At 67.8% G+C, this 23,011-nt stretch carries 19 protein-coding genes and 9 pseudogenes; 13 read left to right on the top strand and 15 right to left on the bottom strand.

Annotated features, from left to right (window positions below):
* Positions 1-105 precede the first annotated feature (105 nt).
* Entirely contained in the window at positions 106-1,236 is a 1,131-nt protein-coding gene (locus AB5J55_RS41715) for a winged helix DNA-binding domain-containing protein (RefSeq protein WP_369275615.1), read from the bottom strand.
* A 286-nt stretch (positions 1,237-1,522) separates the two neighbouring features.
* Positions 1,523-1,834, bottom strand: a complete 312-nt coding sequence (locus AB5J55_RS41710) for a pentapeptide repeat-containing protein (protein WP_369275614.1) — start codon at positions 1,832-1,834, stop codon at positions 1,523-1,525.
* Here AB5J55_RS41710 and AB5J55_RS41705 point away from each other — a divergent pair.
* A pseudogene (locus AB5J55_RS41705) lies at positions 1,737-1,991 on the top strand (hypothetical protein); the annotation flags it as partial. The gene AB5J55_RS41710 and the pseudogene AB5J55_RS41705 overlap by 98 nt on opposite strands.
* A gap of 762 nt (positions 1,992-2,753) precedes the next feature.
* Here AB5J55_RS41705 and AB5J55_RS41700 read toward each other — a convergent pair.
* Positions 2,754-3,311, bottom strand: a complete 558-nt coding sequence (locus AB5J55_RS41700) for a TetR/AcrR family transcriptional regulator (protein ID WP_369275613.1) — start codon at positions 3,309-3,311, stop codon at positions 2,754-2,756.
* Positions 3,312-3,409: 98 nt separating this feature from the next.
* Here AB5J55_RS41700 and AB5J55_RS41695 point away from each other — a divergent pair, with 98 nt between their 5' ends.
* The gene (locus tag AB5J55_RS41695; protein ID WP_369275612.1) at positions 3,410-4,018 is read left to right on the top strand and encodes a DUF2867 domain-containing protein; all 609 of its coding nucleotides are present in this window, start codon (positions 3,410-3,412) and stop codon (positions 4,016-4,018) included.
* Positions 4,019-4,298: 280 nt separating this feature from the next.
* Here the strand turns inward: AB5J55_RS41695 and AB5J55_RS41690 are convergent.
* Positions 4,299-5,145: pseudogene (locus AB5J55_RS41690) on the bottom strand (IS5 family transposase).
* Positions 5,146-5,304: 159 nt separating this feature from the next.
* On the opposite strand from AB5J55_RS41690, the gene AB5J55_RS41685 reads away from it, so the two are divergent.
* Positions 5,305-6,066, top strand: a complete 762-nt coding sequence (locus AB5J55_RS41685) for a maleylpyruvate isomerase family mycothiol-dependent enzyme (protein ID WP_369275611.1) — start codon at positions 5,305-5,307, stop codon at positions 6,064-6,066.
* Between the two features lie 297 nt (positions 6,067-6,363).
* Positions 6,364-7,101 carry a hypothetical protein gene (locus AB5J55_RS41680; protein ID WP_369275610.1) on the top strand — a complete coding sequence of 246 codons (738 nt, stop codon included), beginning with the start codon at positions 6,364-6,366 and terminating at the stop codon, positions 7,099-7,101.
* 45 nt (positions 7,102-7,146) lie between these two features.
* On the opposite strand, the gene AB5J55_RS41675 is transcribed toward AB5J55_RS41680, so the two are convergent.
* The 5 genes and pseudogenes from AB5J55_RS41675 to AB5J55_RS41655 form a co-directional block, all read right to left on the bottom strand.
* Complete coding sequence (locus AB5J55_RS41675; RefSeq protein WP_369276455.1) at positions 7,147-7,674, bottom strand: transposase; 528 nt, start codon at positions 7,672-7,674, stop codon at positions 7,147-7,149.
* Entirely contained in the window at positions 7,671-8,000 is a 330-nt protein-coding gene (locus AB5J55_RS41670) for a winged helix-turn-helix domain-containing protein (RefSeq protein ID WP_369275609.1), read from the bottom strand. The genes AB5J55_RS41675 and AB5J55_RS41670 overlap by 4 nt, the downstream gene beginning before the upstream one ends.
* A gap of 295 nt (positions 8,001-8,295) precedes the next feature.
* Positions 8,296-8,556: a hypothetical protein gene (locus AB5J55_RS41665; RefSeq protein WP_369275608.1), complete on the bottom strand. Its 261-nt coding sequence runs from the start codon at positions 8,554-8,556 to the stop codon at positions 8,296-8,298.
* Between the two features lie 327 nt (positions 8,557-8,883).
* Positions 8,884-9,552: a GNAT family N-acetyltransferase gene (locus tag AB5J55_RS41660; protein WP_369275607.1), complete on the bottom strand. Its 669-nt coding sequence runs from the start codon at positions 9,550-9,552 to the stop codon at positions 8,884-8,886.
* A gap of 18 nt (positions 9,553-9,570) precedes the next feature.
* Positions 9,571-10,091, bottom strand: a pseudogene (locus AB5J55_RS41655) (hypothetical protein); the annotation flags it as partial.
* A 10-nt stretch (positions 10,092-10,101) separates the two neighbouring features.
* Between AB5J55_RS41655 and AB5J55_RS41650 the strand changes: the two are divergent.
* Positions 10,102-10,242 (top strand): annotated as a pseudogene (locus AB5J55_RS41650) (TetR family transcriptional regulator); the annotation flags it as partial.
* 84 nt (positions 10,243-10,326) lie between these two features.
* Here the strand turns inward: AB5J55_RS41650 and AB5J55_RS41645 are convergent.
* Positions 10,327-10,572, bottom strand: a pseudogene (locus AB5J55_RS41645) (hypothetical protein); the annotation flags it as partial.
* Positions 10,573-11,576: 1,004 nt separating this feature from the next.
* On the opposite strand from AB5J55_RS41645, the gene AB5J55_RS41640 reads away from it, so the two are divergent.
* Complete coding sequence (locus AB5J55_RS41640) at positions 11,577-14,354, top strand: glycosyl hydrolase (protein WP_369275606.1); 2,778 nt, start codon at positions 11,577-11,579, stop codon at positions 14,352-14,354.
* A gap of 383 nt (positions 14,355-14,737) precedes the next feature.
* On the opposite strand, the gene AB5J55_RS41635 is transcribed toward AB5J55_RS41640, so the two are convergent.
* On the bottom strand, positions 14,738-15,295 hold the full coding sequence (locus AB5J55_RS41635) for a DUF3291 domain-containing protein (protein ID WP_369275605.1): 558 nt from the start codon (positions 15,293-15,295) through the stop codon (positions 14,738-14,740).
* Between the two features lie 711 nt (positions 15,296-16,006).
* On the opposite strand from AB5J55_RS41635, the gene AB5J55_RS41630 reads away from it, so the two are divergent.
* Together AB5J55_RS41630 and AB5J55_RS41625 are read left to right on the top strand one after the other, a co-directional pair.
* A complete protein-coding gene (locus tag AB5J55_RS41630; protein ID WP_369275604.1) occupies positions 16,007-16,285 on the top strand; it encodes a hypothetical protein in 279 nt (92 codons plus the stop codon).
* A gap of 308 nt (positions 16,286-16,593) precedes the next feature.
* Entirely contained in the window at positions 16,594-17,313 is a 720-nt protein-coding gene (locus AB5J55_RS41625; RefSeq protein WP_369275603.1) for a bleomycin resistance protein, read from the top strand.
* 48 nt (positions 17,314-17,361) lie between these two features.
* Here AB5J55_RS41625 and AB5J55_RS41620 read toward each other — a convergent pair.
* Positions 17,362-18,128, bottom strand: a pseudogene (locus AB5J55_RS41620) (transposase family protein).
* Positions 18,129-18,360: 232 nt separating this feature from the next.
* On the opposite strand from AB5J55_RS41620, the pseudogene AB5J55_RS41615 reads away from it, so the two are divergent.
* The 4 genes and pseudogenes from AB5J55_RS41615 to AB5J55_RS41600 all read left to right on the top strand — a co-directional run.
* Positions 18,361-18,498: pseudogene (locus tag AB5J55_RS41615) on the top strand (IS5/IS1182 family transposase); the annotation flags it as partial.
* A gap of 108 nt (positions 18,499-18,606) precedes the next feature.
* Positions 18,607-18,846 carry a hypothetical protein gene (locus AB5J55_RS41610; RefSeq protein ID WP_369275602.1) on the top strand — a complete coding sequence of 80 codons (240 nt, stop codon included), beginning with the start codon at positions 18,607-18,609 and terminating at the stop codon, positions 18,844-18,846.
* 17 nt (positions 18,847-18,863) lie between these two features.
* On the top strand, positions 18,864-19,295 hold the full coding sequence (locus tag AB5J55_RS41605; protein ID WP_369275601.1) for a hypothetical protein: 432 nt from the start codon (positions 18,864-18,866) through the stop codon (positions 19,293-19,295).
* A 325-nt stretch (positions 19,296-19,620) separates the two neighbouring features.
* The gene (locus tag AB5J55_RS41600; protein ID WP_369275600.1) at positions 19,621-20,013 is read left to right on the top strand and encodes a hypothetical protein; all 393 of its coding nucleotides are present in this window, start codon (positions 19,621-19,623) and stop codon (positions 20,011-20,013) included.
* 174 nt (positions 20,014-20,187) lie between these two features.
* Here AB5J55_RS41600 and AB5J55_RS41595 read toward each other — a convergent pair whose 3' ends face one another.
* From AB5J55_RS41595 to AB5J55_RS41585, 3 genes and pseudogenes are all read right to left on the bottom strand, one after another.
* Positions 20,188-21,003 (bottom strand): nucleotidyltransferase domain-containing protein, encoded by an 816-nt coding sequence (locus tag AB5J55_RS41595; RefSeq protein WP_369275599.1) that lies wholly within the window; start codon positions 21,001-21,003, stop codon positions 20,188-20,190.
* Between the two features lie 86 nt (positions 21,004-21,089).
* Positions 21,090-21,293, bottom strand: a pseudogene (locus AB5J55_RS41590) (STAS domain-containing protein); the annotation flags it as partial.
* A gap of 314 nt (positions 21,294-21,607) precedes the next feature.
* Positions 21,608-22,356 (bottom strand): annotated as a pseudogene (locus AB5J55_RS41585) (transposase family protein).
* Positions 22,357-22,568: 212 nt separating this feature from the next.
* Between AB5J55_RS41585 and AB5J55_RS41580 the strand changes: the two are divergent.
* Positions 22,569-22,874, top strand: coding sequence for a hypothetical protein (locus AB5J55_RS41580; RefSeq protein WP_369275598.1), 306 nt, complete (start codon positions 22,569-22,571; stop codon positions 22,872-22,874).
* The last annotated feature ends 137 nt before the right edge of the window (positions 22,875-23,011 follow it).

Genomic DNA, 23,011 nt, shown 5'->3' with positions numbered 1-23,011 from the left:
GTCCGCGGCCACCCTCGCAAAGCGCCGCGCTGACCTCCGCAGACGCGCCAGGCTCTGTCAGGGAACCTGGGGGGACCGCTCAAGTCCGAGCGGCACATCAGCCGGTCACAGCATCCGCACCTCGGCCTGGGGGAGCTTCGCCCACCAGTGGTGGTAGCGGCTGTAGACCTCCGCCTCGCGCTCGCCCAGGAGCGCCCTCAGGGATTGTGCCTCCGCGGCCAGGCCGTCCCAGGTGGCGGGCGACAGGGAGTGGAAAGCCGTGGCCTCGATACCGCCTTCCACCGGGCGCCATACACCGGCGACATAGCCATCCACCAGCAAGGTGGGCAGTACGTCTCCGTTCGTGCGAATCACCAGGGGACGGTAGGCCGGGGGTATCACCCGGCTACGGTCGGCGTAGGCAAGCAAGATGCTGTCCCACATCGCCATGAGCCGGGGTGGAGCGGGAGTATCCGCGGGCGGGCGGGGGGCGGCCGGGAGGTCGAACAGCGTGTTGCCGTCCGGCCCCTGGACCTGCTCGACGGCGCCGTCCAGAGCAGACAGCGCCTGGCGAACGGGTGCCCGCTGCACCATGGCGAACTGCGCCACGTCGGCCACCGACGCGGGCCCAAAACCTGCCAGGTAGCGCAGAATCAGGGTCTGCAGCGCCTGTGGATCCACCGCCCGCCCCGCGGGGACGGTCCCGGTACCCGCCGCGACGAAGGACGGCCGCAGGCCGAATGACCACGGCCCGCCTGTTGGGGCATGGTGCAGTGGCGCGTAAGCCTTCAGCCCCCACCACGCCCCGTCCTTCTTCTCGGCACCGAGCCGCTCCTCGACCCACGCCTGCATCTGTGCCGAAGTCCGCGGCCGACAGGCGAAGGCCAGCAGCTGTGGCACCAGTTCGTCGGCGTCTGCCGGGGTCAGCCCCGCGTCGGCGAAGCGGAAGCCGAGTCGGGAGGCGTGCAGAGTGGGCTGCATTGCCGCGCGCAAGACCGGATAGTCCCCGGCGTGCACCGCGTGCAGGGTGATCCGCATCAGGGTCGCCTTGACCACCGCACGCCCGGTGAAGGCGGCATCGAGTTCGACCGGAGCGAAACCGGCGACCCGGTTCCACAACGCGAGATACGGCGAGGCCGGGTGCTGCGCCTGGAGCGCGACCACGCGCCGCACCGCATCCACGACGGTCAACGGCTCACGCTCCAGCAGCAGCTGACGGCTGAGGGTCGCCCGGTTCAGTTCACGCGCGGTGATCACAACGGGGCAGGCTACCGTCCCGCCCCGGACCTGCCACAGCCCCGTGTCCCCAGCCACGTGACAGGAACTCGCGTGCGCGTCCGTCAAGGATCTATGGCACGCGCTCACAGCCCGCTGTCACCGGACACCGGGAAGAGCCGGGCACTCACTTACCACCTTGGGAGCGGTGTCAGCTCCTGGATTTGCCTGGCCCCCCGCGGCTCTGCGCGATCAGGACGCCGTTGCAGAGGGAGTGACGCCGGTCAGGCGGATCCTGGTCGCCGCAGCCTTGACCGGCGCGTCCTGGTCAGGGGGTGGACCGCAGCGGCGGTGCCTGCCACGTCATCCCGGGCGGCTGGAGTAGGGGTGAGGGCTCGGGTCCGGGGTCATCGGTGTCAGCGACTCCGGCGGCCGTATGGTCGAAGTCGGCGAGCCAGCGGGTGTGCGTGCTGGCCAGGGCGCCGGTCAGGCGTGCTTCGACAAGGCTGGCGGTGCTCAAGTCGGTGCCGCGCAAGTCGGCCATGCGCAGGTCGGCGCGGTGGAAGACCGCGCCGTGGGCCTCGGCCTTGCGCAGGTTTGCCTCGCGCAGGTCGGTCTCGGTGAAGTCGGCGTCACGCAAGTCGGATTGTCTACACGAGCGGCGTGGTGGAGACCGGAGGCGGCCGACAGGCGCCGGACCCAAGCAGCGCCTGACCCTCGCCGACCGGCTCCTGGCCACGCTGGTCCATCCGCGGCTTGGGATCCCGCACGCCGCTCTGGCCGAGTTGTACGCAGTGGACCGCTCCACCGCCTTCGGAGCCATCCGCGAGGTCCGCCCGCTGCCGGCGACCCGCGGCCTCGCCCTCCCCCGGCAACTGGGGGTGCGGCTGCGGACGATGGAGGACGCGTTCGCCTACGCCGGCGCGGAGGGCGTTGGCCTGCACGTCGACGGCACCTGTCCGCCGCCCCCGCGCCCGCCGCCCCGACCGCAGGGCGTTCGCCTCCGGCAAGAAGAAGCAGAACACCATCAAGACCACCACCTTTCAGTGACCCGCAGGGTCGCACTCCGTTGAACGGGATGGTCCGACCGGGCCGCATGCACGACCAGACCGAAATGCGCACCGAGTAAATCGCCGAGCAGTTCCCACGGCACCCCAAAGTCAAGGCCGAGGCCGACGAGGGCTACCGGAGGCCCAGCCGACGAGTTTCTCGGTCAGGTCAGCGCTCCGCCGAAGAAGCCGAAGGACGACGCGCCGCTGGGCGAGCACCACGCCTGGCGCGAGCAGCGACGCCGGTGGCCCTCCACGCGGATCTGCGTGGAGCACAGCAACGCCGAGCACAAGCAGTGGCGGCCCCCTGCAGCGGTTCACCTGCCGCCGCAAGACCTACGCCGAGACCCACCTCGCAGTGGCAGCCCTGGTCCCTGACCGCTCCGCCCGGAAGGCGACCCGCCACAAAGCGAGCACGGAACTGTTGCTAGCCCCATAGGCCGCCTTCTGATCACCCACCAGCCGACCCGCCACGCCAGTACGCCCCGACCTCAATCGCTCCCAAGGCTGTTAGCCCAACAACCGGTTCCGCACTGCGGCGAGGACTTCCGTGCGGCTGCGCGGGCCGTTGTCGGCTGCGATGAGGTGGTCGCCGATGCGCAGTGAGAAGGTGATCAGGCAGCGGGCCTCGACATCGCCCTCGTCGGGGCAGAAGGCCCCGTAGAGCTCGCGCAGATAGTCCATGCGCCGGTTGTCGGCCCGGCGCAGGCAACGCGCGACGCCTTCGTCGCGCCGGGCCCAGTCGCGGATCGCAAGCTCGACCCCGGCGCTGGTCACGGGCGTCTCGCCCGACCCCACGAAGTCGAAGAGACGCCCGAGGCGCTCGCGGGCGTCGCCCCCGTCGCGCTCGATCCGCTCGATGACATCCGCGGTGACCCCGCGCTCCCAGGTGTCGAGCATCTCCTCCAGCAGGGCGGCGCGGTTACGGAAGTAGCCGTAGAAACCGCCCTTGCTGACGCCGAGCGCCTGGGCGAGGACCTCGACCCGGACAGCCTCCGGGCCGCCGGCGGCGAGCGCCCGCAGCCCTTCCTCGATCCACTTGTCCCGCGGCGTACGGATCGCGCCCATGCCGTGTCTCCCTTTCACCTACCCCGGCCCAAGTATACGGAGCCGTATAGATGGGTCTATGCTCGATCTATACGCCACCGTATAGACAGGGGTCCACCATGAACGGTCTGCGCCTTCCCTCAACCGACCACATGTCCCGCCCCTGGCGGATCCACGAAATCGCCGGCGACTTCCAGCTCGAGGACCTGTGGGCGCTGCCTACCCCGGGCGGCCCCGACGACCTGCACCACCTGGTCCAGCAGATGGCAGATGGCACGGACGGTCCGGACGGCGGCAACCCCGTGGGCCGCTTCCTGTTCGCGGTGCGCTGGAAGCTCGGCGCGGTGCTCGGCTGGGACAAGCCGGACTCGGGCGTCGGCGGCCGGGTGGCGACGCTGCGCGACCGGCTGCCGGACGACCTGCGCGACGGGCCGCGCGGGCCCGACCTCGCCGCGGTGCCCTTCACCTCGGTCTTCCAGACGCACGACGAGTGGGCCGCCGAGTACGCCAACAAGACCATGCACGGGGTCATGCACATCGGCTGGGTCCCCGACGGCCACGGCGGCTACCGCGGCCAGATGGCCGTCCTGGTCAAACCCAATGGCCGCCTCGGCTCCCTGTACATGGCCGGCATCAAACCCTTCCGGTACCTGGGGGTCTACCCCGCCCTGATGCGATCGATCGGCCGGGAATGGCGAGAGAACACGGCACGCCGAACGGCACACTGACGCCGCCTCCCTCCCCCGCAACCCCTGGTCCACCCAAACCCCTTCACGGATGAGCAGCAGCCCGTTCGAGAACGGGTGTTGGAGCCCACCTGAGCGTCGAGGGAGAATTGATCACCGCTGAGTCCTGACCTCACCCGAGAGGGGACTGCGAGTCTTTCGGGTGATCTCAGCAGCGTGATCCGGCGTATGACAGCGCATCGTGCCGGAGTGGAAGCCTCCCTCTCTGCCGAGCACGACGACCGCTGGATCCTGGGTCTTCGAGGGCCGACTGTCACCAGGATCAGCGTGAACCATCAGCTGTCGTTCCAGCTCGGGCCGCAATCCAGGACAGTCCTCCTGGAAGAACGGTCCGCAGGACATGCTGGTTCCTCAAGAGCGGAACGCACCGCGGCTTTAGAGGAGCTAACACAATGCCGATCTCCCAGCGGATCCGTGGCCGTCGGAAGCCGTGGATCCACGCGTTCGTCCGCTCGACTACCCAGCGGACCGAGCCCAGGCCGGAGCCGTGCGGAACTCCGCGTCGGGCGATGACCGGCTTGATGCCGCGCTTCCACAGGAGCCGACGGTACTTCGAAGTCGTAGGCCCGGTCGGCGAACAACTGCCGCGGCTGATGACGGGGGCGACCGGTCGCTCCGCGGATCCGCGGGATCGCGTGGAGCAGGGGCAGCAGCTGGTGATGCCGTGGCGGTTGCCACCGGTCAGGGTGATGGCGAGCGGGGTGCCGCCTGCGTGGTGATGACGTGGTGCTTCGAGCCGGGCCGGGCACGGTCGACCGGGCTCGGGCCTGTTTTGGACCGCCCCGACGGGCCTGGCGGTGGGAGCCGTCGATCACCGCCCGGGACCAGTCCAGCCTCCCGGCACGGTGCAGCTCGGTCAGCAGCATCTGGTGCAGCCGGTCCCACACCCCGACCTCGTGCCAGTCCCGCAGCGGGCGCCAGCACGTCATCCCGGACCCGAAGCCGAGCTCCTGCGGCAGCCACTCCCACTGGATCCCGGTGTGCAGCACGAACAGGATGCCCTGCAGGCAACCACGGTCGTCCAGTGGCAACCGGCCGGGATGGCGCGGACGCCGCTGCCTGACCGGCAGCAACGGCTCGATCCGCCCCCACAGGTCATCCGGCACCATCCACGGAGGACCGTTCCCCTTCCCCGTGACTCGTTCAACGAGCCATCCAGGAAGGGGATATGGCTACGACCAGGCCTTCCTATCAGGTGCCTAACTCCCGCAGCTGACGGCCTGGAAAATGGGGTGCGGTCGGCTGAACTGGGCTGATAGGCAAGCGATGTGACAGAGAGTCTTGAGTATTCCGCCCTGCTGCAACTGATCGACGAGCGGTCGGCCGCGTTCCGGAGTGCGGTTACCGCCGCGCCCAGCCTTGAGGCGCCGGTGCCGTCCTGCCCCGAGTGGACGTTGTTCGATCTGGTGCAGCACCTGGGTACGGGCCAGCGCTGGTGGGCCGCGATCGTCGCCGCGGGCCCGGCCGAGGCTCCGCCGGCCAAGGATGCCGCACAGGTGCCGCGCGAGCTCGAGGCGCTGCTGGCCTGGTATGCCGAGTCGAACGAGCTGCTGCTGAGTGCGCTGCGCGAGGCTGGCCCGGAGCGCGAGTGCTGGGCGTGGTGGGGCGCCGGCGTGTCGTCGGCGAATGCCTGGGTCGTTGCCCGGCGCCGGGTGCACGAGGTGCTGGTGCACACCTACGACGCCCAGCTCGCCGAAGGCGCCGTGCAGCCGATGCCACCGGACGTCGCGATCGACGGCGTGGCCGAGTTTCTCGACACCTGCAACTCGACCCCGGCGGCCTGGCCGCACGAGGCCGCCACCATCCACTACCACGCCACCGAGGGCAGCTCCTGGCTCCTCGCGCTGGACGGCACCGGCGCCTGGCCCGCACCCCTCACGGACGACGCCGCGCCCGCCTCCGCTTCGGCCACGGGCACGGCCGAGCAGCTGCTTCTCTTCGTCTGGGGCCGCCTCACGCTGAGCGACCTGAAGATCGAGGGCGACCGGCAGGTGTTCGAGCAGCTGATCGCCTGGGAGCCCGAGGAGTAGCCAGGCAATACCGCCAGCGGACGGCCTCGATGACGTCCGCGTCGGTGAACATCGCGAACAGCTCCGCCTCCGCGCGGCGGACGGCCAGTACGGCCTCCTACAGCTCGGGCCCGAGCACCTCCCGCAGCACTGCCGACTCAGCCGGAAGGGGATGTGGCTACGACCAGGTTTTCTGTTACTGACCTTCAAAGCGTGGTGTCGTGAGGGCCGACAGGGCATGATCCCGGCGGCCTGCTCCAGCCCAAGCCACAAGAACTGCGTCGCTCCGTCTGTGATCGGTGCGCTATAAACGGGCCGGTGACCTTGACCGTTGAGCGAACAGACGCACGCACATGGCCTGATGAGCAGATGAAGGAGCTCTTCAGCGAGGGCTTCCCGGAGTTCATCACAGCCGATCGGCTGGCCAAGCAGTACATCGACAGGATCAGGGAGTGGTTCGCCGACCTTAATCTCACGCTGGTGGACGACCACGGCATGCCTGTCGCGACCGGCTGGGGTATACCGATCCGGTGGGATGGGCGAACGGAGACACTCCCCACTGGCTACACCCATGCCACGATCCGCGCCGTGGAGGGTCGAGAGCAAGGCGTCGAACCCGACACCCTGGTGATCTGCGGAGCAATCGTCACCCCGTCATTCAAAGGACGCGGCCTGGCCGGGGAGACACTCACAGCACTGCGCCAACTCGCCGAGGATGCAGGATGGCCGCGCGTCATCGCACCGGTCCGCCCGACCTTGAAAGCCCGCTACCCGCTGACGTCCATCGAGGCCTTCATGAGGTGGACCCGTGAGGACGGTATGGCCCTGGATCCATGGATCCGGACGCACCAGCGTCTGGGCGCCCGCATTCTCGCAGCGGCTCCCGAGTCGCAAACTATGACCGGCACGATCGCGGAATGGGAGGGGTGGACCGGCATGGCTTTCCCCGAAACGGGTGACTACGTCATCCCTGACGGGCTGAGCTTGCTACGGCTCGACCACTCCGCTGATCAGGGCACCTACGTAGAGCCCAATATCTGGATGCAGCACATCTGAGTACCGAAAGGGCTCTCCGACTACCGCGTCGAGTGCGTGATGTCGTCATGGTGGCTGGCATCGGAGGCCGGTGCCGGTGAGGCAGCCGTCGAGGACCTCGTGGCGGTATTGGAGCTGGCGTAGGCCGCGTCGGACGGCAGTGATCAAGTCATCGGGGTCGGCGAAGGCGCGATTGGCCACGGTGGTGCGTCGTAGGACGGACCAGATGCCCTCGACTGGGTTGAGGTCGGGTGTGTAGGGCGGCAGTGGGAAGACAGTGAGCCAGTCGCGGTCGGTGATGTAGCGGCGCATGCCGGTGGTGAGGTGGGGGTTGAGGTTGTCCCAGACCAGCACGATCGGGCCGCCAAGCTGTTGGTGGGCGGTCTGGATCAGGTCGCGGTAGTCCTTCCAGGAGAAGCTTTTGCGCCCGTCGGGCCGGGCGTCTGGGCAGGGCCGGTAGATCAGCCGTGAGGCTTCGCCGGTCTTGTAGCAGGCCAGGGCGGCCACAGATAAGCGGCGGCGGGAGCGGCCCCGGACGCGGACCATAGGCGTATGGCCGCGTCGGGACCAGGTGCGGGTGGTCGGCGGCGTCATCGAGAATCCGGCTTCGTCCTCGAAGGCGAGCCAGGCGTCGAGCGCCGCCACGGTCCTTCCACCTGGGGCCAGGTCTCCTTCACCCAGCCGGCCACCAGGTTCTCGTCCCGCTCGATCGCACGCCGGGCGGGGACCTGGCAGCTCCAGCCGTGCCGCTTGAGCAGGGCGGCCACCCCTTGCACGGTGTAGCTCTTATAGAAGCGGCGCCCGATGAGCGTCTGGATCCGTGACAGGGTCCACGTCTGGTCCAGCCACCCATGTGCCGTCGGGCCCCTGGCCAGCTCCCGCTCCAGCACGGCGAACAGTACGTCGCTGAGTAGCGGCAACGATGCTGGGCCTTTCGAGGCCAGGGCTCTCGGCCTGTCCTGCGACCAAGCCTTGCGTCAACGCTGTACCAACCGGACGCTGACCCGCAGCCCGTGAGCGATGACCGTGTTCTCCTCGCCCCGTATGAGCCGTTCGGCCGCCTCCAGCCTCAACTACTCTCGGAAGGCCCGCCGTTCGTCGGTCAGCCCGCCCCCTTTCGCGTACCTCATGCAGTCGGCAAACCGCAGGGATCACGAGACGTCAGCCTCTACGACACCACGCTTTGAAGGTCAGTAGGTGCTCTTAGAGAGAGTCTCACGAGGCAAGTTTCGCGAGCTTCTTGTAGCAGGTCAGGGCGGCGGCCATGGCCAGGCCTCGGCTCTGCCAGTCGTTGCGGACCACGTACGGCTCATCCCGCCGTCGGCCTGCCGGGCTCGGATCTGAAACCAGTCCGGCGGCAGCCAGGCTGTCCAGGTGGCAAACCCAGTGCGCGTCCACGGTCGACGATAACGAGGGGCGGCGCCTGCTGCGGATCATCCGAAAGGGCGCCGGGTCGGTCGTGCGTTGGCGACGCACGCGCGCAGATGCCACCTGCTATCCGCGCAGGGCAGGAGCAGGGCGAACGTCGCCTGATCTAGTCGTCGCGGCACAGGCAGAGAGGGTGGCCGGCAGGGTCGAACAGCACGCCGACGTTTCATGCGGCTGCTCCGCCACCGTGGCCCCAAGGCGACCGCTGAGTGCAGTTCGCCGACCTGGCTGTCGTAGTGCATCATCGGGCGTTGATCGGCGTCGGCAGGTGGCCAAACCGGAGCCCGATAACCCTCCACCTGATGGAACACGAAGAAACGTCCTTGCGGGGAGGCGAACGTTTGCAGATGCGGCACTAGCCGGCGACGGTCTTGGTCAGTTACTCGTGGTCCCGGGGGGCGACTGCACCTGGGCAGTCGGCCACTGTATGGGATCGGCCGGTCCTGGGTCTGTGGCCAGGCGGGCGTGCAAGTGCTCATCGTGGTACGCGCCGTCACCGAAGCGATGCGAGGCGCGCAACGTGCCCTCGGCGAGGTAGCCGCAGCGGTGGGCCACCCGGCAGGAAGCCTCGTTGCCGACTGCGTGGGCGATCTCGATGCGGCGGGCATCAGCAGTTCGGAAGGCCCAGTTCGTTACCGCCCTCGTTGCTCGCGTGGCCACACCCCGTCCGCGGGCGGTCGGCAACGTCCAGTAACCGATCATCGCCAGACCGTCCGCGCGGTCGACCCACCGAACGGTAACGCTCCCCAACAGGGCGCCGTCGCTGGCGTTCCGCGCGGCGAAAGAGGCACTCACACCGGCGTCCCAGCCGCCGTCTCGACCTTCCAGCCATCCAAGGGCGTCATCACGGTCCGATATCGCGAGAGGGTTCCACAAGGCGACCAGCGGATCCGCCGCAGCAACGATCAGGCCGTCCAGCAGCGTGTCCGGCTCGGCGCTCGCCCGACCCCACGGATGCAGCAGAACATCGCCCAGTTCCAGCGTGCTGCGGGAGAACGTCCGCGGATCGGGAACGGCGGACTGATGGCGGCCAGAGGTACTCATGGCGCCCTTCCTACCCGTTCAACCACGCCTTCCGCCAGCCATTTTGGCCGCCCATGAACCGGTGGTCGCCCAGGATGCCGGAGGCCGACAGGACGTCCTCCCCCGGGATAGAGCCTGCCTCACAAAGACAGTCAGAACGGTACGGCGGAGCCGGGAGACTGAGGCGGCGAAGCCGGTCAAGGTGGTGAAGTCGTCCTGCCGCAGGCCGATGCGCGGGTTGACGTGGTGGAGCAGCGGCGGGGTGGGGTGGATGAGGGCGATGTGGGCGTGGTCGGCGTCGGTCTGTTCGTCGTCCACCCAGGCGAAGGGTCGGCCTTCGGCGTAGGCCACCACAGGCTCGGACTTCCATTGGACTCCGTCCGGCCGCTCGCGCATCAGGCTGTCCCCGAAGTCGACCAACGGCAGCGGCGGGAGGCCGAGGACGGGGCCGATCCACGGGTTGGCTCGCCCATCCAGGCGCTCGCCCAGCACAGATCGAAGCCGAGGGCCAGCAGGGCCTCGCCGTGTCCGGAGTTCAGCCACATCGTCTCCGGCCGCCTCAACGACCGCGGACTGGCGTTCCTGCACCTCGACGGCAAGCTGGACAGCTCCACACCCGAGGTGGTCTCAGGCCAAGTCCGCGCCTCCGTATATGCGCTTTTCAGCGCGGCCCCCGCTCTGTCCCAAGCAGCAGCGTCGACGAGCAGGTGACTGCCTAACTGATCGTTTCAATACGAGCTGGTGGGGCGCTGGGCGTCGGGATGTGCCGTGCCGTAGGTGAGCCGCCACGAGTGGTCACCGACCGCTGGATGACCGTCCCACCGCGGTCTGCGCGTCGGCTGCCGCGAGCACGGTGTCAGCCAGTTCTGTGGCGGACTGTCCGCCACCCACGTCGATGCGATCCAGGCCCAGCCTGTCGGTGGCATCGATCAGGAGTGTCTGGTAGCGCTCGGTGCGGGCCAGGAACTTGTCCATCAGGGCCTGTTCCTCGTCTGTGGCTGCTTCATAGCAGCCCGCCGCGTGAACGCGGGCGCGTACTACCAAGTAGCTGACCCCGAGGCGCCGTTGCAGGACGGGGCCCCTGGACACAAGAGATCGAGCAGGGCGGCGCATCGCGCGGCTTCGGAGGGAATCCCGATGTCGCGGAGCGTGCTTGCGAGTCGGTGTCTGGGAAGCGGGTTGCCGGGGCGCTGGTTCGGGAAGAGCCAGGGTGCGTTCTGGTCGTTGGATACCAGCGTGAGCTCATGGCTCCGGGCGATCTCAACGAGCTGGAGGACGAGCTCGTCCAGCGGCGGTGGCAGTCTCAGCGGCGTCTTGTAGCGCTGCAGGGCGACGCCCTTGTCGTCGTGGATGACGTGCGTGGTGGTCAGGCGGCTGATCCTGGCGGGGTCTGTCCGTAGAGGAGGGCCATCAGCCCAGCGACTTGGTCTTTGGTCTCGAAGGAGTCGTCGTAGAGGAGGTGGCCGGAGATCGTCCCCTGGGATCGGCGGAGATGCTGATGTTGGCGGCGTATTCGCTGCGGACGGCCCAGGCGACGAACGCAGCGATGTAGGGGCCTTCGTGGTTCCGAGGTGAGCCAGAGGTCAAGGAGCGTTTCTTCCACCGCGAGGACGGGCTTCGGCACCTCAGCGAACGCGACGCCGTCCAACAGGCCCGCCAGAAACAGAAGACCGATCAGTGGAAGCGCGCTACAAGATCCGCGCGGGCATCGAGGGCACCAACTGGAAGGCCGTGGTGACCGACTCGGTCGTGCGCCCACGGGCTTTCCGCAGTGCGGAGTCGGATGGCGGCAGCCCTGGTCACAGGCGCAGGATGTCGGCCGGACCGGCCGCAGCAAGGGAACTGCCGGCCGTAGCGGCGATCCGCGCCCGCCGGGAGCCGGCTTCACCGACCCTCATCATCAACTGCCGAAGACATAACGGACTTGGTTCGTCGTCAACTCCCGGGCGCGTTCAATGCATTGACACGTGCATTACAGAGGCTTTACGTTCCGGCCATCTGAGAGCGCTCTCAGACTCCTCTTCTGTGAAGACTTGAGGTGCCGCATGCCATCCCCACGCACCAGACCGGCCGTCATACTGCTGCTGGCCTCAGCGCTCGCCGTCGTCGGCCTGGTCCCGGCCGCCGCACCGGCGGCCGCGGCTACCGTTCCCGTAGGCTCCGGCAGTTACTCCGATACTCGGCCCGCCGGCACGTCGGGCCCTACGACCAACACAGGAACACCCGTCACACCCAAGCTGACCACCGCCGCCCGGAACCGGCCCGTGCCCACCAACGACTGGTGGTCCTCCCTCGCCTTCCAGCGCTACGGCGACAACCCGTGGTCGACCCCCATGTACGGGCATCCCCTCACCTACCAGGCCACGGCCGGCGGACTCGACGTCGGCTACCCGACGTCGCCCGCGATCGTCGGTGACGGCAGACAGTACGAGTACGCCCACAAGCGCGACCTCACCATCGGACTGACCGACCTCAACTCCCCCGACACCAAGGCCGACGACTGGTCCGACTGGACGGTCACTCCCCTGTGGTCCGACGGTGCCCGAACGCTGCGCACCACCATCGGCCACGGCTCCCCGTTCGTATACGCGAAGGGCTCCGGCGGCAACGCCCAGATCACCACCGCCGGTGCGCCCACCGTCTTCGCCGACCAGACCAACGTCCTCGGCATCACCGTCGGCGGGCATCACTACGCCCTCTTCGCGCCGACCGGCAGCGACTGGAACGTCGCGGGCTCCACCATCACCGCCGGTCTCGGCTCCAAGGACTACTTCTCCGTCGCGGTGCTGCCGAACACCGACGCGCTGGCGACCTTCAAGAAGTACGCCTACAGCTTCGTCACCGACTCCAAGGTGACCTGGAGCTACACCGGTGGCACGGTGAACGCCACCTACACCCTCACCACGGAGTCGAAGGAAGGCACCGAGCGCGGCACTCTCCAGGCGCTCTACCGTCACCAGTGGCTGAACACCACCGACGCCCTCACCTCCTACACGTACGTCTCACCGCGCGGCACCATGAAGGTCCGCGAGTCGGCCTCGTTCACCACGACCCAGAAGGCAGCGGCGGTCCTGCCCGCACTGCCGAAGTCGAACGGTGTGGACGCCGCCCGGCTGCGCGGATACCTGAACGAGGTCGTCAATGCTGCCGACCCCTTCTCCGGGGCCACCGACACCTACTGGACCGGCAAAGCCCTCGGCCGCCTCGCCCAACTCGTTCCGGTGGCCGAGCAGATCGGGGAGACCGGCATCCGCGACAGGCTTCTCGGCCTGATCAAGGGCAAGCTCCAGGAATGGTTCACGGCGGGCGGCGCGAACGAGTTCAGCTACGACAAGGACTGGAAGACCCTCACCGGCTATCCCGCGTCCTACGGCAGCGACACCGAGCTCAACGACCACCACTTCCACTACAGCTACTACGTCTATGCGGCGGCGATCGTCGCCCAGTACGACCAGGGATGGGCCGCCGAATCCGCATGGGGCGGCATGGTCAAGACCCTCGTACGGGACACTGCCAACCCCAGCCGCACCGACGGTTCCTTCCCCTTCCTGCGCGGCTTCGACGTCTACGCCGGCCACAGCTGGGCATCCGGCCATCAAGGCTTCGCCGCCGGCAACAACCAGGAGTCCTCCTCCGAGTCCACCAACCTCAGCGCAGCCCTCGTCCTGTGGGGCTCCGCCACCGGCGACACCTCGCTGCGTGACCTCGGCACCTACTTGCTGACCACCGAGTCGGAATCGATCGCCCAGTACTGGTTCGACGCCGACGAGCAGGTCTTCCCCGCCTCGTTCGGGCACGACACGGCGGGCATGGTCTGGGGCAGCGGCGCTGCCTACGCCACCTGGTGGACCGCCAACCCCGAGGAGATCCACGGCATCAATGTCCTGCCCGTCACCGGCGGATCACTCCATCTCGGCGGTGAGAAGGCCGCTATACGGCGCAACATCGCCGAGATGGAGCGGGAGAACGGGGGCCCGGCCGTCGAATGGCGCGACATCCTCTGGGAGTTCCAGTCCATGGCCGACCCGGCCACGGCCAAGGCGAAGTGGGACGCGGGCAACGCCGGATACACCCCGGAGCAGGGAGAGTCCAAGGCACACACCTACCACTGGATCAACACCCTCGACGCGCTGGGCGCCCCGGACGCAACGGTGACCGGCGACATCCCCACCTCCGCCGTCCTCACCAAGGGGACGACCCGCACCTACGTCGCCCACAACCACGGATCGTCGGCCCGTACCGTCACCTTCTCGGACGGCAAAACCCTTTCCGTGCCTGCTCGTTCCACCGCGACCGGCACCGGGTCGGGGTCGCAGGACCCGGACCCCGATCCCGATCCGCCGACCGGGAACACCTTCCAGCTGCGCAGCGGTGGTGTCCTGACCACAGCGACCGACGGCACCTCGGGCAGCGACACGATCGCCTCCGCGGGCGGCGCCAACCACGACGGCACCCCGCACCAGCCCCTCGTCTACGAGGTCCGCGGAGTCAACGGCACGCTCACCCCGGGCGTCGGAACCACGTTCCGGCTCCAACTGGACGCCGGCACGACGGTCGGCCTCGGCCAACAGGCGCGTGTCAGCTACGACCTCACCGGTGACGGCACCTTCGACCGGACCGAGACGTACAACTACTTCGCCACCGACCCGGTCGCCGGGTGGGAGGAGTACACGCAGACGCGAGGCCTCAAGGCGTCCACAGGCACACTGGGCAGCCTCAAGGGCGGCACCGTACGTCTCGAGGTCTGGAACGCCATCGGCAACGGCGCCTCAAAACTGCAGACGGGCACGGACAAGTCCGTGTTGGTGATCCCCTACAGCTGATCCGCGAGAGCCATGCGGCGGGCAGCGACGCTAGTCAGTTGCCCGCCGCACCGACATGTCCGAGCAGTGATCACTCCGTCAGATCAGACACCCAACCGGTCGGCTCCGTAAATCCTTCGGGGGTTGACTGGGAGCCTGTGTTGTGAGTGGTGCGGAGTCAGATGCCGGGGTCCGTGAGGTAGAGGCAGCAGGCGCAGTCGAGGGCGTCTTCGGGGGGCCGGAGATGTCGCTGGTGGGCAGGATGGCGTCCTGGTACTCATCGGTGCTCGCGAGGTGGACGGCGAAGCCCGTGTACTGGCGGATCCGTCCATAGCGCAGACGCATCTGTTCCCCGTAATTCAATCGAGGCGTTGACAGCGAACCCGGTCGTTCAGGCTTCCTTGTCAGCGAACCTGGTCGCTCTTCGGCCCGATGCCTTTGATCCTGGTCGGAGTTCCGTCCGGGGCGAACGAGTGGTGGAAGGTGAAGGCGTGCGGCGCGGAGCCGTGGTCGTGGAGGTGTTCCAGCCTGGAAACCCCGTCCTGCCAGGTGGGTATCACGCCGTCGGAGACCCACCAGCACACGTAATTCGGGTGTCCTGTCCTCTCGAACCAGTCGTAACGCCTGTTGAGCGCCTCACGGTGCAGACCGGTGTAGACGGCGTCGACGGCGGGGCGCAGGTCGGTCCAGAGTGAGAGGGTCGCGGCCAGGGCGGTGGTTTCCACAGTACGGCCCTTGCCGTACCAGGTCGGTACGGCGAACTCTCCCCATGCACCCCAGTCCGCCTCGAAGAGCATGCCCCGGTCACCGTCTGCCGCTTCAGCACGCGCGAGGTATCCGGGGTGCTGGCCGATCTTCCGGTAGACGGCCTCACCACTGTCGTAGAACTCGCGCGTGAGAGCTGCGGGATCGGCGAGAGGTGACTTCAGGACGCCGAATGTGTACAGCGCAAGATGGGGCATGCGTCTCTCCCTGGTTGGGGGTGCCTGGCGTGGACCCGGTTTCGGTGGCTTGGGCATGGGGGCGAGGGTTCGCGGGGCGTGACTAACTCATCCCGTGGCGAGTGGCTCAGCCTGAAGGAACTCCTGTGCGACCGTGGGCGATCGCCGAAGACCAGGTGAAGGTAGCTGCCTCTGCGGGCCATGTCGAAGTTGCGTTTTCCCTGTCCAGGTGGCCTCTTGCACCGGGCATTGCGGGGGCTGGGGCGGTGTCGGGCGGGGCAGGCTGCGGGGTACCAGTGATCCACTTCGGCCGGTCGGTTCGCCCGCCATCCCCGTTCGCACCCCCTGTCCGACAGCCCCGAGTGCCGCCGAACGCGTGCGGTTGAAGAAGGCGGCCTACGGCCACAAGTCCGGGCACCGGCTGCGGGTGCGGGCACGGGTGGTGCTGCACGCCGCGCGTGGACGCTCTAACGCATGCATCGCCCAGGAGACGGGGCTGCATTTGGAACCCGTGCGCCGCTGACGTGGCCGGTTCGCCCAGGCGGGCCTGTCCGGGCTCAAAGACCGTCAACGCTGCGGCCTTCCCGCCTCGTTCACACCGCTGCAGGCCGCCGAGGTCAAGGCGCTGGCCTGCCGGCTGCCTGCCTGCCTGCCGAGAGTGACGTACCGCTCTCACGCTGGTCGTGCCCGGAACTGGCCCGGGAGGCCACCCGGCGGGGCATCGCCCCGCTCATGTCGGCGTCGACCGTGGGTAGTTGGCTGGTCCAGGACGCGCTCAGGCCCTGGCAGCAGCGCTCCTGGATCTTCATCACCAGCCCCGGCTTCCGGCCGAAGGCCGCCTGGGTGCTGGACCTGTACGCCCGCACCTGGCAGGGCGAACAGCTCGGCGATGACGAGTACGTGATCAGCGCGGACGAGAGGACCTCCATCCGGGCCCAGTGCCGCTGCCACCCCACCCTCGCCCCCGGCAAGGCCAGGGCGATGGGCATCAATCACACCTACGGCGCGTAGCTTCAGCAATGAGCCGGGCTCTCTCAGCTTGCGAGCCAGGTGTTCCATCTCCTGAAGCGTTCCTGAGCGTTCACCGTTCACCACGCGCCGCATTACGGCCTTCGCGCTCGTCAGGTCAATACCGAGCTCAGCCTGCAGGACCCGTACGAGGGCGACAGCCTTGGCCGACAAGCTGCTCACCTGCAGCCTTGCGGGTCCATGCTCGGAGAGCATCTGATCCCGCCGTTCGGCCGGCACGTCGCCACCGCACACGGCGTGACTCCTTGCAGCACCTGTACCCAATAGTCAATTTTGACTAGTGTGCGGGTATGAGTGAGAAGACCATTCCGATCCTGCCGTGCCAGACCATCCAGCCCGTCGTCGACTTCTACACCGCCCTCGGGTTCGAGGTGACCTTCCAGCAGAAGAGCCCCAACCCGTACGCCGTCGTGAAGCGCGGCGGCATCGAGCTCCAGTTCTTCGGGATGAAGCAGTACGAGCCGACCGAATCAATCAGCACGTGCTACGTCCTGACCGATGACGTTGCCGGGCTGCACGCCGCCTTCCGGGCCGGGCTCAAGGCGGCGTACGGAAGGATCCCGACCCGCAGACTGCCGCGTATCGGGCCTCTCAAGGAGATGTCGTACGGCGTGCGGCAGTTCCTCATGACCGATCCAGGTGGCAACTGCATCCGCATCGGGCAGCAGACGAGCGAGGACCCGCATCACCGCCCCGCCCCCAAGGAGACCTTCGCCCGTGCCCTGCACCACGCGTCCCTCTTTGCGGACTCGAAAGAGGATCCGGCGGGCGCCGCGAAGATCATCGACCGGGTACTGCACCTGGAAGACGAGCGGCCCACACCCGTGCAGTTGCTTCGCCTCCTCCTCCTGCGAGCGGACGTCGCCGGGCGTCTCGGTGACGAAGGGACCGCGACGACGGCCCTCGCCAAGGCCGGCGCGGTCAACCTCACCGCCGAGGAGCGGGAGACGGTTCGTGACGACCTCGAGCGTCTCCAGGAGCTGCAGGCCTGCGGGATGTCCCGTGAATAATCTCCGGATCGGCTCGGGCAGGGTTGGCCGCCGCACGGGTCCTCTGATCTACCTGGCGAGGGCGAGGTTGTGCAGGCGGGCGATGCCGAGCATGGCGTGGTGGATGCCGTCGCTTTGAGGCGGCAGTCGCGGAGGACCTTCCAGGTCTTCATGCGGGCGAAGACGTGCTCGACGCGGGCGCGGACCTGCTTTTGAGACTTGTTGTGTTCCTCTTTCCAGTCCGGGAGTTCGGCCCGGCCACGCTCACAACGGTGTGGGATGTCGAGTCCGGTGCCCGGAAACCGCCTTTCGGCGATCGTGAGGGTCTTGCCAACAGCGGCCTTGGCGCCGGACTCCTCGTACGCCTTGCAGTCGTTGCGCTTGCCCGCGAGCGGCCGGCTGACCACGACGACCAGGCGGGTGTCGGCGTCGATGACGACCTGGTGGTTGGTTGAGTACCGAGAATTCTTCGACCGATCGGCGATGTCGTGATCCCGGGTGGGACCAGGGTGCCGTCCACCATGAGAGCGGTGCCCTTGGCGAACCGCCTGCGGGGCCGCAGGGCAAGCGCGGGAGCGGGGTGGTCGATAATCCGGTCGGCCGCGGACTTCGAGATGCCGAGGTGCGGCGTGAGTTGACGCATCGTCAAATTCCCGCGCCAGTAGGCCGATACGAGCAGTACCCAGTCCTTCAGCGGAAGGGACCAGGCCGGCCCTTGCACCCGGATCCGCAGCTTCGCGGCGCAGCGCCGTCACCAGGTTCCCGAAGGAACGCGGGCTCAGCCCGCTGAAAAGGGCTATCCAAGACGTCTCCGACGCCGTGATCACACCAGCCACTAGAAGATCGTTCCATGATGCCCGGCACAGCATCGTGACCCTCTGTCTCTCTCTCCCCCCCCCGCAGCCCAGGCCACGCGGCAACCCTGTAGCAACGCCCCCGTTCAGTCTCTACAGTCACCGCATGGCCACCGAAGACGAGCCCTCAAGTCAGCCCGACATCGCCGCGATGCTCACTGACCAGAAGAGCGCGTGCAAGCCGGCACGCGAGGCCATCGCCGCCGGCGCCGAGGTCCCCGCCCGCGTGGAACATGTCATCGACCGGATGAACCCCTACAAGATCCTCCGGAACTGCCGCCAGCGCGGTGACGGTCTCCATCACGCCGTCCAGGCCGTCGCCCACATGCACAACCTCGCCCTCACGTCATGAGCAGACAACCCCGCCCGCTCTGGCCTGCCCGAACACAGCCTTGTGCAACACGCTTTAAAGCGTGTGCAGAACTTGCCCTGCGCCGATTCCAGGCCATGATCAGACCTGTTGGAGGCGGAGCGTTGCCTGATTGCCTGCCGCTTGATGAAACCGGTTGACCTTGCATGTCGGCGCTATGCGATCTCCAACCAGGTTCTGCAACAGGCTTTGGGGGCCTGTCCGGCGGATCTTGGGGCCGCCGTACTCTTCATGGCCATGGTCAAATGGCGGGGCGTGTTGCCGGACAACGAGAGACAGCAGTGGTCGCTGGATCCGTTCATGGCCGTGGGCCGCTGCGTTTCGGCGTGACTCCTGATGAGGTGTCGATGGCACTGAGCGGCATCACGATGGAGTCTCAACGGTGCACACTGCACCAGCCCGGCCTCGACGCCGTCCCCATGGTCCTGGAGGGCAGTTACCCGAATTTCGGCCTGCAGTTGCACTACCGGGAAGAACGGCTGGCAGCGGTTGTCGTCGACGCGCAGCGCGGGCCTCAGGTCGTTGCAGACGAGACGCCAATGGTGGGGCGAGTCCCCTCAACGCTTGAGCAGTGGATCATCGACCAGGCCGAGGCTCGCGAGCCCCATGACGAGCTTGTCTACATCGACGCAGGTGTGCCCGGCTCGGAATCGTCGGGGGTCGTGATCGATGTGCAGCGAGTCGGCGACCACCTGCTCACTCGACCGGTGGTCTTTCCGCTCGAAGCCATGGACGACCTGTCCCACTGGCTTCCGAGAGAGGCATGGTCACGCTGCTGAGCACTGGCTGATCAGGCCCTGATCCAGAGCCGGGGCGCGGCGACGGTGATAGTGCCGTGGAAGACGTAGGCGCGCTTGTCGAACCAGCAACGGGCTGTTGGAGCGGCGAACCCGCATCGCACAGACGGCGGTCACCCGCTCGCCGCGAAGGCCACCACACCGGAGGCCGCCTTCCCCGAGTGTGCGCCGCAGAGCGCCGCCGTGCCTGTGGGCGGCCCAGCGCAGCCAGCCGGGAAGGGGCGGAGCCGATGAGCAACGCAATGATCCGCATCACCCGCGCCAAAGCGGCGAACTCGAAGTTCTCGGCCCCGTCGACGCCTTCGCCGTGAGCGCCCAGGGCGTGCCGGTATTCGACACCTATCCCACGCTCCGCAGCGTGTGGATCCGCTTGTCATTCGACCTGGGCCGCACCTGGGAGAACGAAAACGCCACCTGGGCGGCGGAGATGCTCACCGCCGCCCGTTACACCGTTCACCTCAGTCCCGACCTGCGCAACTCGCCGCCGGATGCTCCAGGTCAGCCCGAAGATGATCACCGACTTGGGGACGACCTCATCACTCGTAGAGGCCCCGCCCAAGCCAAGGGCTGGGCCGGTGAGTTCGCAGCGCTCGACCTCACCCTCCTACTCCTCCGCGCCACGCGCGACGACACCCAACGCCGAACCCAACGCCCCACCGTCCACGTCTGCATTCCCGCGCGAATTGCAGGAGACCCGTGACAGCACCCGTACGCACCCAACCTAGGGGAGTGCAGAGTCCGCCAGCCGGGCCGGCGGATGGACAGTGCGAGGCCACGCCGAGCGGTGGGAGCGAGATATGGGCACAGAAACGTCGCACCGGTCCGTAAACGGACTAGCCCTTCCATGACACTGCGTGAACCGTCAAGGACACGGTCAGAAGACCAGCTGTTCACAGACCTCGGCAGCCAGTCGATCGGCGTCATCGAGTGCGGCGGTGAGCGTATCCGGGGTGGTGCCGAGCGCGGAGAACAGTTCGTGGGCCCGCTCGGCAAAATCGGCTGGTCCCACGGCAAGTTCTCCCGCGGCCCGAACCATCCCCTTCTCGTTGAGCACCCAACACCTGGCCTGGGCGTGGAGGGCCTGCGCGAGAAGCCCTACCGCACGAAAAAGGCAACCCGCGACATAGAAGGCATCGCCGTGAGCCGCGCCCTTGCGGGCGCCAGCCAGGATGAACGGCGCCTCCCATTGCGCGTTGGTGATGAGCGCTTCGCGCAGGGGTTGCGGATAGCTGTGGGTCTGCCAGTGCAGGGTCTGCAGCTCACCGCTCGGATCGGCGAGGATGCGTCCGAGGGCTACCTCGCCGGCATAGGCGTGGGAATAGAACCCCAATGGGTGGCCGGGCTGGACGCCTACCTCGAACTGCCCATCCTGGCACTGCCGCCAGATCCGATGCACCCGGTTCAGATCTCGGTAGATCCAGTCCACGTGGTGACCTTCGATGGTTAGCCAGGCACCCCCGTCCACCCACGGTCCCCAGCCGCCCGGCTCAGTCACGTCGACCGGCTCGCCGGTCAGCTCGGCCGCGAGCAGGCGCAGGGCATCAGTGTCGAGGGGCGGCCGGTAGTACAGGCCCAGGTCGTAGTCGGAGTCAGGACGATGCGTGCCCCTCGCGCGGCTGCCTCCCAAACACACTCCGACAACGCCGCCGACGGCGGTCAACCGATCCGCGATCTCCACCAAGCGATCCACAACCCGAATTCTGCAGAATTAGGCCACCTCCTGCGACCGGATTGCCAGGCGCCCTCACCGTCGGCTTCACCCATCGGAGCGAAGTGCCGCGCGGCTATCAGGGCGGTGAGAGCGCTGGAGTCGCAGAAGTCCAGGCCGGCCAGGTCCAGGACGAGGCGCCGGCCCGGCTGGAGGGTGAGGGTGGTGAGCAGGTCCCGCAGCTCGGCGGTGTTGGCGTAGTCGAGTTCTCCGGTGATCTCCAGAACGGGACCGGTCGCGGTGTCGCGGGTGGTGATCTTCAGCATGCTCAGGTCCGTGTTATTCGTCGTAGACCGGGCGGTGGGGACGCCGAGAGCGAGTAGCGCCGTGTTGTCGTCGAGGCCGTCACCGAAGTCGTCCAGCAGGCCGTCCAGGGCCTGGATGACGGCATGTGCGGGCTTGCCCGCATGGCCGACGCGCCGCAGGGCGCGGCGGATAGTGCCGGCGTGCATCGGCGCCGCGATCGGCACGTGCGCACCACAAGTCGTCTGGCACAAGATCAGCACGCACCGCACAGCCCACCCACCAAGATCGCCAGCCGCAAGATCGCGGGCTTGGCTCAGTTTGCAGCGGTCAGTGAGGTCTTTCAGCGTTGCCGCTCCAGAGTGAGCCCGGCCGCGGAGATTGACGACATTCGATTCGGACTGCACCGGGACTTGCGGAAGATCCGCCAGGACTTCAGTCGTGCGACGCCGCGTTCGACCGGTGCCCGTGCCGTGGCCAGCGCTCGGCTGATGGTTTGCTGGGTCGGGGTGAGGTCACGGCCCGGCGGGCGTCTGAGGGGTGTTGTCACCCATGGGCCGGCTCCCATGTAGGCGCGGTCGGCGAGGACCGGGACGCCCTGGCGTTCACAGATCCGGATGATCCGGTGGGCGCGGGCCGCAGTGAGATCGTGCGCGCGGCCGGGCATCGTCGGCGAGATCCACAGCAGCCGCCCGGCGGGGTCGGTCACCACCTGCACGTTCACCCCGTGTCGGCGGTGCTTGTGGGTAGTCGGCCCGGCTGTCGCCGACCCGGTCGCACTCGGCAAGGGTGCCGTCGAGCAGGACGTAGTCCGGGTCCGTCTCGCGCAAGGCACGCAGCGGGCCGGGAGCCCGGTCGGCTAGCAGGTCGACGACGGCTGTCGTGTAGGCGTGGGCGGTGCCGACGGAGATACCGAAGCCGGCGGCGATCTGGGCGAGGGTGTCGTGCCGGTGCAGGTACACCAGGCCGACCAGGGCACGCTGGTGCGGTGGGAGCTTGCAGCGGCGGTCACCCTAGCGGGGTGACGATGAGCATGGTGACCCACTCGACCAGGGCGTGAGGCAGGTCGAGTGCGGCAGAATACGGAACCAACGCGGCTCCTGTGCCTGTGGGTTGAGACTTCGAACACCTCCCTCAGCGGCACGGGAGCCTCGTGCGTTGCGCAAGGGCTCACTGACACCAAGTCGCTCCGACAATCGGCCGCCGACGCGGGCATGACGGTCACCACGCGAGTGGTGAAGACTGGATAGATGCGACCTCACGCCCCAGGCGGACTCCTGTTCGTAGCGCTCGGTCTCATCCTTGTGGCCGCCGGCTACGTCTGGAGAGGACATGTCCTGCGTCCCCTCTCGGCGAAACGCGCCCAGGCAGCCGTGATCCGGGATCGTTCCAGAAACCTGCTGCGCTCTGCGGACATGGCAATCGCCGGAGCGCGTCGACGGGCCGCACACGGCGAACCGGCCATCGTCACGGTCGGAGACGTGACCAGGGTGGCGCGCCAGCACTACGGGTACCTCTTTGTGGAGCGCGAAGAAGCAGCTGCCGCCCTCCGCCAGCGCTATGAGGCTGCCGACTGCCGGGTGGACTGCATGACCGACGCTTTCAACTGACTGCCTCCCCGGCAAGTGCTTGACGCCAGAGGCGCCGGAGCTGTCACCTGATAGGTGGTCACGCTGAAAATGCTCAGTTAATCGCTTGGGTCCGAAACGGCGTTCGGATAAGTTGCCCGGATGGCTTCTCAACCTGC

This window comes from Streptomyces sp. R11, from assembly GCF_041051905.1.
GTDB lineage: Bacteria > Actinomycetota > Actinomycetes > Streptomycetales > Streptomycetaceae > Streptomyces.
The sequence above is the reverse complement of the archived record's forward strand: the minus strand, read 5'-3'. Positions and strand labels throughout refer to the sequence as shown.

What these genes read in the sequence shown, in the direction of transcription:
- AB5J55_RS41700 (WP_369275613.1), bottom strand. Translation starts at nt 3,311, where the DNA reads ATGGGCGCGATCCGTACGCCGCGGGACAAGTGGATCGAGGAAGGGCTG.
- AB5J55_RS41605 (WP_369275601.1), top strand. Translation starts at nt 18,864, where the DNA reads ATGGCACTGAGCGGCATCACGATGGAGTCTCAACGGTGCACACTGCAC.
- AB5J55_RS41695 (WP_369275612.1), top strand. Translation starts at nt 3,410, where the DNA reads ATGAACGGTCTGCGCCTTCCCTCAACCGACCACATGTCCCGCCCCTGG.
- AB5J55_RS41660 (WP_369275607.1), bottom strand. Translation starts at nt 9,552, where the DNA reads ATGAGTACCTCTGGCCGCCATCAGTCCGCCGTTCCCGATCCGCGGACG.
- AB5J55_RS41635 (WP_369275605.1), bottom strand. Translation starts at nt 15,295, where the DNA reads ATGCCCCATCTTGCGCTGTACACATTCGGCGTCCTGAAGTCACCTCTC.
- AB5J55_RS41675 (WP_369276455.1), bottom strand. Translation starts at nt 7,674, where the DNA reads ATGACGCCGCCGACCACCCGCACCTGGTCCCGACGCGGCCATACGCCT.
- AB5J55_RS41630 (WP_369275604.1), top strand. Translation starts at nt 16,007, where the DNA reads ATGTCGGCGTCGACCGTGGGTAGTTGGCTGGTCCAGGACGCGCTCAGG.
- AB5J55_RS41625 (WP_369275603.1), top strand. Translation starts at nt 16,594, where the DNA reads ATGAGTGAGAAGACCATTCCGATCCTGCCGTGCCAGACCATCCAGCCC.
- AB5J55_RS41640 (WP_369275606.1), top strand. Translation starts at nt 11,577, where the DNA reads ATGCCATCCCCACGCACCAGACCGGCCGTCATACTGCTGCTGGCCTCA.